This window comes from Martelella endophytica, assembly GCF_000960975.1.
GTDB lineage: Bacteria > Pseudomonadota > Alphaproteobacteria > Rhizobiales > Rhizobiaceae > Martelella > Martelella endophytica.
This window is the reverse complement of the sequence record NZ_CP010803.1, coordinates 61,799-75,191: the sequence shown is the minus strand read 5'-3', so window position 1 is coordinate 75,191 and position 13,393 is coordinate 61,799. Positions and strand designations below refer to the sequence as shown.

General features: G+C 59.7%; 12 protein-coding genes, 1 tRNA gene and 1 pseudogene. 4 read left to right on the top strand and 10 right to left on the bottom strand.

Annotation, left to right across the window (positions count from 1 at the left end; all coding sequences use genetic code 11):
• Nucleotides 1-130: 130 nt before the first annotated feature.
• The 4 genes from TM49_RS00345 to rplU form a co-directional block, all read right to left on the bottom strand.
• A complete protein-coding gene (locus TM49_RS00345) occupies nucleotides 131-700 on the bottom strand; it encodes a GNAT family N-acetyltransferase (protein ID WP_045679047.1) in 570 nt (189 codons plus the stop codon).
• Nucleotides 697-1,335, bottom strand: a complete 639-nt coding sequence (locus TM49_RS00340; protein WP_045679046.1) for a GNAT family N-acetyltransferase — start codon at nucleotides 1,333-1,335, stop codon at nucleotides 697-699. Before TM49_RS00340 ends, TM49_RS00345 begins: the two co-directional genes overlap by 4 nt.
• Before the next feature lie 143 nt (nucleotides 1,336-1,478).
• Entirely contained in the window at nucleotides 1,479-1,751 is a 273-nt protein-coding gene (gene rpmA, locus TM49_RS00335) for a 50S ribosomal protein L27 (protein ID WP_024706188.1), read from the bottom strand.
• A 39-nt stretch (nucleotides 1,752-1,790) separates the two neighbouring features.
• Nucleotides 1,791-2,105: a 50S ribosomal protein L21 gene (gene rplU / locus TM49_RS00330; RefSeq protein ID WP_045679045.1), complete on the bottom strand. Its 315-nt coding sequence runs from the start codon at nucleotides 2,103-2,105 to the stop codon at nucleotides 1,791-1,793.
• Nucleotides 2,106-2,411: 306 nt separating this feature from the next.
• On the opposite strand from rplU, the gene TM49_RS00325 reads away from it, so the two are divergent.
• Nucleotides 2,412-2,501 (top strand) — tRNA-Ser (locus TM49_RS00325).
• A 100-nt stretch (nucleotides 2,502-2,601) separates the two neighbouring features.
• Here TM49_RS00325 and TM49_RS22840 read toward each other — a convergent pair.
• The 5 genes and pseudogenes from TM49_RS22840 to TM49_RS00300 form a co-directional block, all read right to left on the bottom strand.
• Nucleotides 2,602-3,352, bottom strand: a pseudogene (locus TM49_RS22840) (IS5 family transposase).
• 76 nt (nucleotides 3,353-3,428) lie between these two features.
• Nucleotides 3,429-4,529 carry an ABC transporter ATP-binding protein gene (locus tag TM49_RS00315; protein WP_045684526.1) on the bottom strand — a complete coding sequence of 367 codons (1,101 nt, stop codon included), beginning with the start codon at nucleotides 4,527-4,529 and terminating at the stop codon, nucleotides 3,429-3,431.
• 9 nt (nucleotides 4,530-4,538) lie between these two features.
• Nucleotides 4,539-5,627, bottom strand: a complete 1,089-nt coding sequence (locus tag TM49_RS00310) for a carbohydrate ABC transporter permease (RefSeq protein WP_045679044.1) — start codon at nucleotides 5,625-5,627, stop codon at nucleotides 4,539-4,541.
• On the bottom strand, nucleotides 5,620-6,618 hold the full coding sequence (locus TM49_RS00305) for a carbohydrate ABC transporter permease (protein ID WP_425283266.1): 999 nt from the start codon (nucleotides 6,616-6,618) through the stop codon (nucleotides 5,620-5,622). The genes TM49_RS00310 and TM49_RS00305 overlap by 8 nt, the downstream gene beginning before the upstream one ends.
• A gap of 95 nt (nucleotides 6,619-6,713) precedes the next feature.
• Nucleotides 6,714-7,991 carry an ABC transporter substrate-binding protein gene (locus tag TM49_RS00300; protein WP_052699639.1) on the bottom strand — a complete coding sequence of 426 codons (1,278 nt, stop codon included), beginning with the start codon at nucleotides 7,989-7,991 and terminating at the stop codon, nucleotides 6,714-6,716.
• A gap of 248 nt (nucleotides 7,992-8,239) precedes the next feature.
• On the opposite strand from TM49_RS00300, the gene TM49_RS00295 reads away from it, so the two are divergent.
• Nucleotides 8,240-9,022 carry a FadR/GntR family transcriptional regulator gene (locus tag TM49_RS00295; RefSeq protein ID WP_045679042.1) on the top strand — a complete coding sequence of 261 codons (783 nt, stop codon included), beginning with the start codon at nucleotides 8,240-8,242 and terminating at the stop codon, nucleotides 9,020-9,022.
• 119 nt (nucleotides 9,023-9,141) lie between these two features.
• Nucleotides 9,142-11,202 (top strand): glycosyl hydrolase 115 family protein, encoded by a 2,061-nt coding sequence (locus TM49_RS00290; RefSeq protein WP_045679041.1) that lies wholly within the window; start codon nucleotides 9,142-9,144, stop codon nucleotides 11,200-11,202.
• Nucleotides 11,203-11,210: 8 nt separating this feature from the next.
• Here TM49_RS00290 and TM49_RS00285 read toward each other — a convergent pair whose 3' ends face one another.
• Nucleotides 11,211-12,152 (bottom strand): LysR family transcriptional regulator, encoded by a 942-nt coding sequence (locus TM49_RS00285; protein WP_045679040.1) that lies wholly within the window; start codon nucleotides 12,150-12,152, stop codon nucleotides 11,211-11,213.
• Between the two features lie 111 nt (nucleotides 12,153-12,263).
• On the opposite strand from TM49_RS00285, the gene TM49_RS23575 reads away from it, so the two are divergent.
• The gene (locus TM49_RS23575) at nucleotides 12,264-13,163 is read left to right on the top strand and encodes a hypothetical protein (RefSeq protein WP_158498589.1); all 900 of its coding nucleotides are present in this window, start codon (nucleotides 12,264-12,266) and stop codon (nucleotides 13,161-13,163) included.
• Nucleotides 13,164-13,393 lie beyond the last annotated feature (230 nt).

Sequence of the window (13,393 nt, the reverse complement as noted above, 5' to 3'; positions counted from 1 at the left end):
TCTCGGAACATAAACATGGCGGCAACGATAATGTCGCGGGCTTCAATGGGGAAAATAATGGTGGGTGGAGCTACCCGCCTTGTCGAGCAATAAACACCGGGCCGCTCGCGCGGCCCGGCGCTTATTTTCATCAGAACGTATAAGGCCGGAAATATTCGGGCGTTAGCGCCGTCGTGACTTCCTGCAGCATCTGCCCCCGGCTCACCGAATAGGTGTCGCGGAGCCCGGTGACCGAAAAGCCGAGCTTCTGCTGGACCCGGAGCGAGGCCGGGTTTTCGGCGAGCGCGCCCGAGTGCAGGTTGACCGCGCCCATGCGCCGGAAGAAGCGGTTGACGAGGCCGGAGGCGGCTTCGCTCATGAAGCCGCGGCCCCAGTAGTAGCGGTTCAGCCAGTAACCGAGGTGATAGCCGCCACGCCTGAGCTCGATCGTTGCGACACCGATCAGCACGCCATCGGCGGGCTGGGTGATTGCCGCCGACCAGTGCGGCGAACCTTCCGCCGTCGCGCAGTTCAGCCAGTCGGTGGCATCTTCCAGCGCGAAGGGGTAGGGCGGACGCGTCAGCATGCGCGTGATCGCGAAATCGGAAAGCGACGAGGCAATCGCTTCCGCATCGCCCATGCGCACCGGCCGGAGCCTCAGCCGCCCGGTTTCGATCTCCGGCATCAGGCCGCGACGGCGTTCGAGAAGCTCGGCGCTCATCGTTGGCCTCCCCAGCTCTTCAGCGACATCCAGGTCCGCCGTTCCAGCCTGTACCATTCGACCGCGACGGAGCCGCCGACGGCGAGCGAGGCGATCATGCCCGGCCCACGGAACTGGAAGCCGCACTTGTGCAGCACCCGGCGCGACGGTTCGTTGACCACCCGGCAACGGGCGTCGACATGGTCGACCTCGTTGCGCGTGCGGAAGATCATGTCGATCAGCACCTGGATGGCTTCCGTGGTGTAGCCCTTGCCCCAGTGGGGTTCGCCGAGCCAGTAGCCGATTTCGGCGACGCTCTCGTCGTCCGGCATGTTCTCGATACCGCAGCAACCGAGGAATTCGCCGTCGTCGGCACGAGTGATGGCATAGACGCAATTGCCAATCGCGCCCTCTTTGGTTCGCTCCACGAAATTGGCGGCATCTGTCTTTGTGTAGGGATGCGGCATGCGCGACACCATGGTCGCGATTTTTTCGTTGTTGGCGAGATGGGCAATGGCGTCAATGTCATCTTCATGCGGGGCCCTCAAGACGAGCCTTTGCGACAGAAGAACGGGGCAATCCCGCCTTTGCAAATCCGGCCTTAGCCGTTCCCGGTCGAGCCGTGATTGGCTCTCCCTCAGTAGATCCCTTTGCATTTTCTCAGTCCTTTCCTGGGTTTGAAACGAAAGAAGGGAAGATGGTGGCGTCCCATCTTCCCTTCCTTTTCAAATCCCAGGTCCGGTAACCTGATATTCAAAGCCGGGTCGATGTGACGCCGGCTGTTTTAAAGCGTTCCGGCTTATTCCGCTGCTTCGGCCTGTTTCGGGGCCACGGACACGTACATGCGGCCATTGGCGCGCGCACGGAATGTCACGTTGCCTTCAATCTTGGCGAAAATGGTGTGGTCCTTGCCCATGCCGACATTGTCGCCGGGATGCCACTTGGTGCCGCGCTGACGAATGATGATGTTGCCCGGAATGACGTTCTCGCCACCGAACTTCTTCACGCCAAGGCGCTTGGACTCAGAATCGCGACCGTTGCGCGAGGAACCGCCAGCTTTTTTATGTGCCATTGGAGTTCTCCTTTAAACCTTCGAAATCTGCTTTTGTGATCAGCCGGCGATGATGTCGGTGATCTTGATGACCGTGTGGTGCTGGCGATGGCCGCGCGAACGCTTGGAGTTCTGGCGACGACGCTTCTTGAAGGCGATGACCTTCTTGCCGCGGGTCTGCTCGACCACTTCAGCCTTGACGAGGGCACCCTTGACGAACGGCGCGCCGAAGGTTGCATCAGCGCCTTCGCCGATGGCGAGCACTTCTGCGAATTCGAGCGTGGCGCCAGCTTCGCCATCGAGCTTTTCGATGGTGAGGACGTCCTCGGCATTAACGCGGTACTGCTTACCGCCGGTCTTGATGACTGCGAACATATTTTAGCCTTTCATGTTCTCGCCCGGTTCTGCTTTCGAGAGGAAAGCGACCGTCTTTTTGTCAGTCTGGTTAAAGCAGGGATTTCAAAGAGAAAATCTTTTCAAAACCCGGTCTGCCGGTGAGCCCGGGCGTTTGCCCGGAAAAGGCGTGCCTCGCGAAGACGCACGCATCCGGCAGGGTGCATACGATGAAGCCTGCTGGAAGTCAATAAACCGCACCAAAAAAGCGACGAGGAACCCCTTGCGCATCCGCCTTTTGCCCGCTAAGAGACACCCCGCGCCAAGACGCAAACCACGGCACTTTATGGAGAGGTGGCAGAGTGGTTGAATGCACCGCACTCGAAATGCGGCATACGGGCAACCGTATCGGGGGTTCGAATCCCCCCCTCTCCGCCAGAAACACCCTTTAAATTCAAAGATTTTGTCGCTGCTCGCTGAGCCCTGGGGGCTCAGAAACGCCTTGCTATGGCCCGGCATGAGGCTTAGGATTCGTTGATCAGAGCCAGAAGATAACGGATGCCGCGAGAGCGATGGCGGAGAGAAATGCCATTGGGCAACTGTCGTAGCGCGTAGCGACACGCCACCAGTCTTTGAGATACGCGAACACGATCTCGATCGGGTGGCGGCGTTTGACGTATTTGGTAGTTTTATTGCGGGATATCCGACCCGAAATGCAGGGGGGGATCCCCTTCGCCTGTCAAGCGTGACGATACCAGTCGGCATCATGGCCACGGTCGGCCAGCAGCCATTTGGGCTTGTGAAGCTCATCAGGCAAGGCGACAGCACCGGTGCAATCGCTGACCTGTCCTGCCGTTATGAAGAAAATGATCGGGCGACCACTCGCATCTGTAGCGGCATGAAGTTTGGTGTTCATGCCGCCTTTTGTGCGCTCAACCAGGCGGCCCGCGCTCCCCCTTGTTTATCCGCAGGCTGGAAGCCGTGCGGTGGGCCTCGAGATAGGTCTCATTGATCCTGATGGTCGTGCGCTTTGCGGCTTCAGGCACAGCCAGGCCTTCCATCATATGGATAAAGATGCCTTGGTCACCTCAGCGTTTCCAGCGGTTATCAAGAAGCTTCGCCGGATCATATGCCTTCGGCGCATCGCGCCACCTGAGCTCGTTGCGGTTGACGAAGATGATGCCGCTCAGAACACGTTGGTCATCTACGCGCTTGCGGCCATGGCTCGTGAGAAAATAAGGCTGAAGACGAGCCATTTGCTCGTCCGTAAGCCACAACAAATAACTGATCAGTCAGGCTCCTATCCGCTCCTCTGAATCACACCCATGTATCCAAATCGGTGGGTCCTGAGCCTAACTACCATTGCTAGGCCAGTGCGGTCGCGCCAAGCGCTTCGATCCTCTGCCCTTCTGCATCGAACAGGTGCCAGCTGCCGGGTTTTGGCAGGATGCGGATCGTGTCGCCGGCCTTCAGCCGGCTCTGCCCGGGTTCGTGCACCAGAAGTGCGGTCTCGTCGGCGAGGTGGGCATGGAGGAAGCTGTTGGCACCGTGCTGCTCGGCCACACTCAGCGTCAGCGGCCAGCCGGCGGGATCGTCGCTTGCGACGATATCCTCCGGGCGAATGCCAAGTGTCACGCGGTCGCCGGCCTTTACCGGAAAATGGCCTTCGAGGGGCAGTGTCAGGCCACTGGCGGTGGCAAAGACTGCCTGATTTTCGTTCGCCGAGGCAATCGAGCCCTCGATCAGGTTCATTCGCGGTGAGCCGATGAAGCCAGCGACGAAGGTGTTGGCCGGTCGATTGTAAAGGTCCAGCGGTGCGCCGTATTGCTCGATCACGCCCTTCCTGAGGACAACGATCTTGTCGGCCATGGTCATGGCTTCGACCTGGTCGTGGGTCACATAGATCATCGTGTTGCCGAGCCGCTTCTGCAGCTTGGTAATCTCGACACGCATCATAACCCTGAGCTCGGCATCAAGGTTGGACAGCGGCTCGTCGAACAGGAAGATCTTCGGATCGCGCGAAATCGCCCGGCCGATGGCCACACGCTGGCGCTGGCCGCCGGAAAGCTGGCGCGGCTGGCGCTCCAGGAGCTGGTCGATCTGCAGCATGGTGGCGGCATGCTCGACACGCCGGTTGATCTCGTCCTTGGCCATGCCGATATTTTCCAGCCCGAAGGACAGGTTCTTGCGCACGCTCATATGCGGATAGAGCGCATAGGACTGGAACACCATCGCCACGCCGCGATCGGCGGCGGGAACGTGAGTGACGCTGTCGCCATCGATACGGATATCGCCCGACGTGGTGTCCTCAAGCCCCGCGATCATGCGCAGAAGTGTGGACTTGCCGCAGCCGGACGGGCCGACGAGGACGACGAATTCGCCGTGATTGACCTCGAGATTGACCTTCGGGATGACCTCGACCGAACCATAGGCCTTGCGGAGATTTTCGAGTTGAAGCTTTGCCATCGTGTTCACTCACTTGATGCCGGTCGATGCGATGCCGGTGGTAATGTAGCGCTGCAGGAAGATGAAGACGATCGCCAGCGGAAGCGCGGTCAGCGTCGTCATTGACAGCAGCAGGTCGTAGTGGATTTCGTACTGGGTCTGGAACGAGGTCAGCGCCAGTTGCAGTGTGTAGACCTCGCGCTTGTTGAGGATCAGCAGTGGCAGTAGGAAGTCGTTCCAGCGCGACAGGATCGAGAAGATTGCCACCACTGCCAGCGCCGGCGTCGAAAGCGGCAGGATGATACGCCAGAAGATCCGCCATTCCGAGGCATGGTCCATGCGTGCAGCCTCGATCAGCTCATCGGGAATGGTGAGCATGTATTGTCGGAGCAGGAACACGCCAGTTGGGGTCGCGACCGTCGGCAGGATGACGCCCCAGAGGTTGCCGACGAGGCCGAGCTTGGAGACGATCAGGTAGATCGGCACCATGATCACGGTTGCCGGGATCATCAGCATCGAGAGAATGCCGAACAGCGCCAGGTTGCTGCCGCGGAAGCGGTATTTTGAAAGGGCAAACGCCGCCATCGAGTTCATCACGACGGTGATGATGGTCGCGACGATGGTGATGAACAGGCTGTTATAGACATAGCGAAGGATGGTGTTTTCCTTGCCGGACAGAAGCCGCGAATAGTTCTCGACTGCGAAATGGAGCTTCTTGACCGGCGTGATTTCTGCGGCATTGACCTGCAGCTTGCCGGCTTCCGGATCTGCGGGGTCGACCATCTGGGCTATGCGGCCGACGCGGCGGATGAGGGCGAGTTGTTTTTCGCCGCCGTCCTCCGTCTTGACGTTGAACAGGGTCAGAGGCCTGTCGTAACCCGCAACATCGACCGTCTCCATCGCATAGGGCAGAACCGTCGGTGGAAATTCCTGCAGGTTGGCATTGGTCTTGAACGACGACAGCACCACCCACAGAACCGGCAGGAACAGAACCAGCAGGCCGAGCACGAGGAAGCCGTAGGTGAGCCAGTCGGCAATGTCGAAGCGGTTGTGGCCACGGCGCAGCGTGAACAGGCGGGAAAGGCCGGCGCCTGCTTGTTTTTCAGCGATATCAGCCATTTTGCGACTTCCTTGAGAGGCTCATCTGGACTGCGGTGAAGATGATCAGCACCAGACCGAGGAGCAGCGATGCCGCGGCCGCAAGACCGAAATTGCGCGGCTGGACGGCGAAGCCGACCTCGTAGATGTATTGAACGATCAGCATGGTGGCCGAGCCGGGGCCGCCGCCGGTGAGCACATAGAGCTCATCGAAGGTTTGAACCGAGCGGATGATGCAGAGCACGACGACAACGATGACCATCGGTTTCAGGAGCGGCAGGGTGATGGCGTAGAAGGTGCGCCAGTTGCTGGCATGATCCATGCGGGCCGCCTCGTAGACATCCTTAGGAATGGATTGCAGGCCGGCGAGAAGGATGATCGTGTAGAAGCCCATATGCGCCCAGATCGTTACGAAGATGGACCAGGCAAAGGCGGAATCGGGGACGGCAAGCCAGTCGAAGGTGGGTAGGCCAAGCCCGCTCAGAATACCGTTCAGCGCACCATTTCTTTGCAGGATCCACTGCCAGGTGTAGGCCACGACCACCGGCGACAGCATCACGGGGAAGAAGAATACGCCTCGGAAGAAGCCGCGTCCGGGCAGTTGCCGGTTGAGACAGATGGCAGCGATCATTGCCACCGTAACCATCAGAACGACCTGGGTCGGCACAAAGATCAGCGAATTGCGCAGTGCACGCCAGAACAGGTCGGCTGTGCAGCTCGACGGGTCGAGATAGTTCTGGCAGGAAAGCAGGACATCATAATTCATGCCGCCGACGAAGTTGCGGTCTGCCGGATAGAGGCGATCGCTGCCGGTAAACGAATAGAGCACGTTGATGAAGACCGGCAGGAGGCAGAACATAATGACCGCCACCAGATTGGGCAGCAGGAAAACCCACGGCATCCGCTTGATGCCCAGAAGTCGCTGCAGCCCGACCATCAGCGGTTCAACGATGACTGCCGGAAGGGTCAATATCCGGTGGCCTATTTCGGCCCATTGAGGCTTCCCGCCCATGTTCAAAATCCTCCGAATGCGATCGATGCGGCGCCCGGCGGGGTGCCGGACGCTGCGTGTTCTTGAGGGAGCGGCCCTCGGGGCCGGTCCCGCGATCAGTTCGAGCCGCCGGCAGCCTGGATTGCGAGTTCGACGTCCTGCTTGATGCGCTCAAGCGCTGTATCGACATCCATCTCGTTGTTCAGCACCTGGCTGATGCGGGTGGTCATCGCGTTCATCATTGCGCGCTGATATCGCCAGCCCTGGAAGCGATAGGCTGTTTCCGGGATCTTCGGAATCTGTGCCATGAAGGTCGACAGGGCTTCCTGGGTTTCAGCGGAGACATCGGTATATTCCAGACCCTCATCGATCAGCGTCTTGGCCGTCGGGATTTCCTTGGCGTAGAGATCGATCTTGGCAATTTCTTCCGGCTGACCGACGAAGGCGAGGAAGCGTCCGGTCAGATCAGGATTCTTGCTGTTCTTGAAGCCGGCGAGTGCCGAGCCTCCAGGCATGGCGGCGCAGGCGGCAGGACCGCAGGGCGTGGCAACGACCTTCCAGTCGAACAGGTCGCCGACTTCGCTGTCCATCTTGCCGATGGTCCACGAGCCGCCGAAGTAAAAGACGGTCTCGGCATTGAGGAAGTCGGAGAAGAGTTCGCGATGGGTCGAGCCGCCGACGGCGCCCCAAAGATCCATCGGCATCACCTTTTCCTCATGCCATGCAACGAACTGTTCGATGGCCGCCTTCAGGCCTTCATCGACTACGGGCTGTCCTTGATCATCGACGAGTTCGGCGCCGTAGCTGATGGCCAGGCTGGCGAAGCGATGGCCGGAACGGTCCATTTCCATGGGGAAGGAAACACCGGTGGCCTCTGCGACTTTCTGAGTGACCTCTGCCCAGTCTTCCCACGTCGCCCCGGCTTCCGGCATGGCGATCCCGGCCTGATCGAACAGGGTCGCATTCACGTAGGCGCCGTTGACTGTCATCGACAGTGGAATGCCGTTGATGGCGTCGCTTGTCGGGGCCTCGCCGCGCAACCACGGCAGTGTCGGCGCGTATTCGGCGCGCAGCATATCGGCATCGCCGTAGGGTGCAATATCGAGGTAGTAGCGGCTGAGGCCGCCCAGGTCGGTGACGATAGCGGCGTCGGGGCCGGCGCCTGATTCCAGCTGGATCGGCAGGCTCTCCAGAATTGTCTGGTAGTTGACCAGCTCAAGATTGATCTTGTCGTCTGGATTGGCCGCCTCGAAATCTGCAACAACGGCTTCGAGCGCACCGCAGCCGACGGCGATGTCCTGGCAATAGACCGTGATTTCACCTGCCGAGGCGCCGACTGCTCCTCCGACCAGGAAAAGAGCGGCGCTGCTCATCAATTTCAGGGTATTCCGCATTGTGTCCTCCCAATATGCGTCAAGGATGAATTCTGGCGCCCCATCTCTTTCTGGTCTTACCAATGATGTCAATAGGATTAATCAACCTAACTTGATTTTACCAGATTCGTGACTTTCCTGTTGACGATGCTCTTTTTTGGTCTTACCAGATTTGACGAGTGATCGGCCTTGCGTGTCGAAGTCGTGCGGGCCAGACTGCACGACCCTCGAACGCAAAGGTGGATGTGGCTTTTGGAAAGGAAACGGCGATGAAAAAGCCCTCGAAAGGCGATGCCTTTCAAGGCGAGCAGCGGCTCTATCAAATCGTCGCGCGCAGACTTGCCCGGATGATCGAGGAAAGCCGTCATGAACCGAGCTGGCGGCTTCCCGGCGAGCGCGATCTGGCCGAGATGCTCGAAGTCAGTCGTCCGGTCATTCGGGAGGCCGTCATAGCGCTTGAGGTTCAAGGCGTGGTTGCCGTGCGCGGTCGCTCGGGCATCACCATTTTGCCGCAGGCCGACACCGGTTCGGACGAAAGCCTCGCGGATGCCGATATTTTCGATCTTCTGCAAGCGCGGAATCTGCTGGAGCCGGGCGTTGCCAGGGTTGCGGCGACACGGGCGGAGAGTTTCGACTTCACCGTGCTCGGCGGTCTGGTGGAGCGCATGGCGGCAGGCGGCGCAGAAAATTTCGTGGAAGCCTCGATGCGCTTCTTCGCAACCATCTCGCAGATCGCCGGCAATCCGGTGCTCCGTTCGATGTCCGAAGCGCTTCTGGCCGACTGGTTGCGCTCGCCCTTTCTCAACCGGTTCGGCCCTCATCTGTTTTCGCCGGAGCGGGTGCCGCTTTGGATCGGCGACCACCATGCCATCCTGAGCGCGCTGACAATGCGTCAGCCAGAAGCCGCAGCCCGTGCCGTATCGCGGCATCTCGATAATATCAGCGGCGAGCTGAGGCTGATCATCAGCAAGGAGGAGGATGAGGATGAACGGGGGCGTAGCGCTGACGCGAGGCAAGAGCCTGTGATGACAAACCGGCCGGCGACGCGATAAGCGCCGGAGACCATCCCGATTGACAATGAAGTTCGAAGCGGCGCGGGCCATGCTCCTGCGTGAGGCGTCTTCTTGCGCCCTGATGCCTGCCGCCGGTCTTGAGTGCAAAGGCCCAGACGATGAAGCACGATCACCTTTTCCTGTCCGAAGACACAAGGCTTTCGCTTCCTGAAACCCTTTCCGTGCCGATCACCAATGCGCTCGACATCTTTTCTCGCGACTTTGCCAAGGTTTTCGGCAGGGCGCCGGAAATCGCGCCGGAAGGCGAGGCGGATATCGTGCTGCGTCTCGGTGGCAACGCGGTCGCGACCGAACCTGAAAGCTTTGCCATCGAATTTGTCGTTGAGGGTGGGCACGTTGTAGCCCGTGTGGATGCGGCCGATGAACTGGGGCTGATCTATGCGCTTCTTTATCTCTCCAGCGACTGGCTGGGCGTCGACCCCTTCTGGTTCTGGGCGGACAGGGAGCCTGAGCGCAGGGGCCGGATCGCTATTGCGCCCAAGCCCTATCGTTCAGCTGAAAGGAGCGTGCGTTATCGTGGATGGTTCGTGAATGACGAGGTCTGCCTGATCGGCTGGACGGACGTCTATCCACCGCCGGCCGAAATTTGGAAGCCGGTGTTCGAGACCCTGCTCAGGCTCGGTGGCAATCTTGTCATTCCAGGAACCGACCTGCCGCGCGATGGGGTGCAGACCGAAGTCGCTGCCGAAATGGGCCTTTACGTGAGCCAGCATCATGCAGAGCCGCTGGGGGCCGAAATGTTCTTCCGCGCGCATCCCAACGAGGAAGCGAGCTTCGATCGCAATGGTGCGCTGTTCGAAACGCTTTGGCGCGAGGCGATCGAGCGCCAGAAGGATCGCAAGGTGGTCTGGGCGCTGGGCTTTCGCGGCCAGGGCGACTGCCCGTTCTGGGAACAGGATCCCGATTACGACACGCCAGCGCGCCAGGGCGAGCTGATCTCCCGTGCCGTCAGGCGGCAGTATGACCTGCTGCAGTCAATCGTGCCCGGCGCGCCGTGCCTCACCTATGTCTATGGCGAGATCGCCGAGCTTTACCGGGCAGGGCACGTCGATTTTCCTGAAGGCGTGACGCGGATCTGGTCCGACAATGGCTATGGCCGCATGGTTTCGCGCCGTCAGCACAATCACAGCCTGCGCGTGCCGTCGCTGCCGGAAGCGGGAGATGCCGGTCTTCACGGCATCTATTATCATGCCACCTTCCACGACCTTCAGGCTTCAAGCCATCTGACCATGTTGCCGGTATCCTCCGCCTTGATCGTCGATGAGCTGGAAGCGGCCTTTGCGGCAAAGGCGGATGAGGTGCTGCTTCTCAATTGCGGCAATATCCGCCCGCATCTTTATACGCTCGATCTCGTCGCAATGCTCTGGAATGACGGCAAGGCCGATGCCGGGAAGGCTCCGGAACATTTCTCCCGACGTTATTTCCCCGCACATGTAGGAGCTGTAGCCGCGCTTATCCGCCGTTTCATCGACATCGCCACGCCCTATGGCCCACATGAGGACGACCGGGCAGGTGACGAGTTCTACCACCATCCGGCCCGCTCGCTTGCCGGGCATCTGATGCGCGGTGAAACGATCGCCACGGCAGAGGATCTGCTATGGGCGACCGGCAGGCTTCCCTTCTCCGACCAGGCGCGATGGTTCGAGAAACTGGCGAGGGAGGCGGCAACCCGCTACCGGGCGCTGGAGGATGATTGCGAAGCTCTGGCGGCGCGTCTGCCGGAGGCCGAGGCCTTGTTCTTCCGCGATTTCCTGCTGTTCCAGACACGGTTCCTGCGCACCGGAGCCGAAGGGCTTTCCTGTCTTTCACGCAGCATCGAGGCCTTTCTGGGCCGGCAGTATCCGCAGGCCTTCGTGCATGCGGCGAAATCCGTCTGGGCCTATCGTGAAACGCTTGCCGCCATGGAGGCGACCGAACACGGTAAATGGAGACACTTCTTCCGAGCCGACTGGCTCACCAATGTGAAGATCACGCTCTATACGGTCGAAACCCTGCGCTCCTACTATCGCATGTTCGGCGACAACCCGGATTTCTTCATCTGGCACAAGGCCTATCTGATGCCGGAAAGTGAGAAGAAGATCTATCTGGAAAACACTCACCGCAATCCACCATCGGATGACCTTCTGGCCGAGCGCCTTCAGCTTCATTTCGGCTTGTAGTGGCGGGCTCACGCCTTCACCTGGCCTGCGCCAACCACAGCGCAGGTCTTGCGATAAAGCGTGTCGACGAGTTTCGAAAGCGCCCGGTCGCGGCGCTTGTCGGCCATCACGTAAAGACCGAGTATCTGTGCATGCGGCTCCGCGCCGGGGTGAAGCGCCACCCGCGCGAGACCCTTGCGGGTGAGTTCCGGTGCCATCAGATCTGTATGGCGCAGCACGGCGTCGGTGCCCAGTACATAGTCGAGGCAGGCCTCCAGCGAATTGGAGGTGAAGGCGCGGCCAAGATAATCAGCACGGCGATCTTCATCCGCCACGCGTCCGCTCTGTTCCAGCAGTAGCCGTCGCTGGCGCGCTTCGGGCGGAAAGGCGAGCGTGGAGGGAAATGCTGCCACCTCGCTTGCGGTTCGCTCAGCGCCCAGAAGCGGATGGCCGGGCCGCACGAAATAGCCGTCCCTGATCGGCCCGACCTCCAGGAAATCGGCTTCGGTGCCTCCGGCAAGGTCATCGATGCGATGGCCGATAAACAGTGAAATATCGCCGGCAACCAACTGATCCATAAGCCTGAGCGTATTGCCGAGGCTGACATTCACAGGGGCCGAGGGATATTTCCGGGCATAGTCGAGAACGAAATCCTTCAGAAATAGCGCCCACCAGGAGTAGCCGGTCCCGATGGTCATGCCCTCCTCGCGCTGCACCCGCTTCATCTCGATCGCATTGAGCGCATTGTCGTAGAGGCGGCGCATCACGGTGGCGTTTTCGTACAGCATCTGTCCGTATTCGGTCAGCTTCACGCCGCGGGATGAGCGTTTGAACAGGCTGACGCCGAGCTGTTTTTCGAGCTTTTTCAAATTGAAGGTCAGCGTTGGCTGCGTCACCCGCAAGGCCTCGGCCGCACCCGTGATCGTGCCTTCATCGGCAACGGCCAGAAACTGAAGCAGGGTTTTATCCATCGTTCCGCCATAGATGGTTTCTATGATAATTGCGAAATTTCGTATTTTTCCGATGACAACGCAACTGCTAATTTTCTCCTGACGCTGAAACTGCGACGTGAGGACGTCGTGTTGGCGACGGGCCGCAATCAGCGATCGGAAGTCGCGTTTTCCTGGGAGGAAGCCATGCCGGCACCAAAGCTTCGGGTGCTTGAGAGCGCCATTGCGATCCGCGAACATCACGCAGGCAGCAAGCAGACGGGCGCGATCTATGCCTTCGTGAACATCGAGGTCAAGGGCCGTGGCATTGCGACGGGAAGAGGCTGCCTGCCGCTCCTTGACGAAGCGCTTCCCGAGCGCGCATTCCAGTGTGCTGAAGCGTATACGTCGTTTCGTTTCTTTGACACAGCCTATGGCATCCATCGGGAACGCGCATGGGATGTCGCAGGCAGTGGGGCATCCAGCACTGCTATGCGATCGAGCTGTTACCTTCTTGATGCAGCTATTCTGGATGCGCTGCTTTGCAACTTCGGGCTCAATTTCTTTCGCGGCATGATGATGGACATAGCGGGCATTGATGGGCGGGCTCGCGGTCTGCCCGACAATAGGTCGCTCAGCCGATATCTCACGGAGCGCAGGACGCGCGGTTCAGTCAACTTTTCGAAAATGTTCGAGTTGGACGCCACGGAGTCCGCCGAGCTAATCCCCGACGTTTCGGAAAGCAATGCCCGTGCGACAACTGCTGTTCTGTCCGCTCGGCCGAAGACAGATACTTCGATTTTCCTGCTTTATGAACGAATACTGGCTGAAGCCGCCGGAGAGGAAACCTCAGTTCTCAGCTCGGAACTTGTCATGGCTTCTGGCGAACCGCTCTTTGTTGCTCAGGCTTGTGCCCTTGCCGCGCTGTTGCAACGACATGACGAGACATGTCCCGAACCGCAGCGGAGCATGCCCGCCTTTCGAGCAGCACTTCTGCGGCCAGGTTTTGCAAGCAGTGACATCCTCACTCCTTCGAACCTGAGGTGGCTCTAGCTGACTGGCCACAAGGGCGAGGGTATCGGTTCGGCGCCGTCCGTCACCACAATAGGTTCGCCGAGGGCGATCTACGATTGTCCGGGCGGATGCGATGTCGGGAGGAAAATTGCCGCTGAAAGATTGCATCACTGACGTGGAGGGCGCGCGGAAACGCTGGCTTCCTGTTCGTTGATCATCAAAACCCGAGCGCAAGCGGTGCCAGTTCAACATCGGGTCGGGCATGCTGC

Bases quoted from the DNA above. Each gene is read 5' to 3' on its own strand.
- TM49_RS00295 (WP_045679042.1), top strand. From the start codon at position 8,240: ATGAAAAAGCCCTCGAAAGGCGATGCCTTTCAAGGCGAGCAGCGGCTC.
- TM49_RS00290 (WP_045679041.1), top strand. From the start codon at position 9,142: ATGAAGCACGATCACCTTTTCCTGTCCGAAGACACAAGGCTTTCGCTT.
- TM49_RS00285 (WP_045679040.1), bottom strand. From the start codon at position 12,152: ATGGATAAAACCCTGCTTCAGTTTCTGGCCGTTGCCGATGAAGGCACG.
- TM49_RS00315 (WP_045684526.1), bottom strand. From the start codon at position 4,529: ATGGCAAAGCTTCAACTCGAAAATCTCCGCAAGGCCTATGGTTCGGTC.
- TM49_RS00300 (WP_052699639.1), bottom strand. From the start codon at position 7,991: ATGCGGAATACCCTGAAATTGATGAGCAGCGCCGCTCTTTTCCTGGTC.
- TM49_RS00310 (WP_045679044.1), bottom strand. From the start codon at position 5,627: ATGGCTGATATCGCTGAAAAACAAGCAGGCGCCGGCCTTTCCCGCCTG.
- rpmA (WP_024706188.1), bottom strand. From the start codon at position 1,751: ATGGCACATAAAAAAGCTGGCGGTTCCTCGCGCAACGGTCGCGATTCT.
- rplU (WP_045679045.1), bottom strand. From the start codon at position 2,105: ATGTTCGCAGTCATCAAGACCGGCGGTAAGCAGTACCGCGTTAATGCC.
- TM49_RS00345 (WP_045679047.1), bottom strand. From the start codon at position 700: ATGAGCGCCGAGCTTCTCGAACGCCGTCGCGGCCTGATGCCGGAGATC.
- TM49_RS00305 (WP_425283266.1), bottom strand. From the start codon at position 6,618: ATGGGCGGGAAGCCTCAATGGGCCGAAATAGGCCACCGGATATTGACC.
- TM49_RS00340 (WP_045679046.1), bottom strand. From the start codon at position 1,335: ATGCAAAGGGATCTACTGAGGGAGAGCCAATCACGGCTCGACCGGGAA.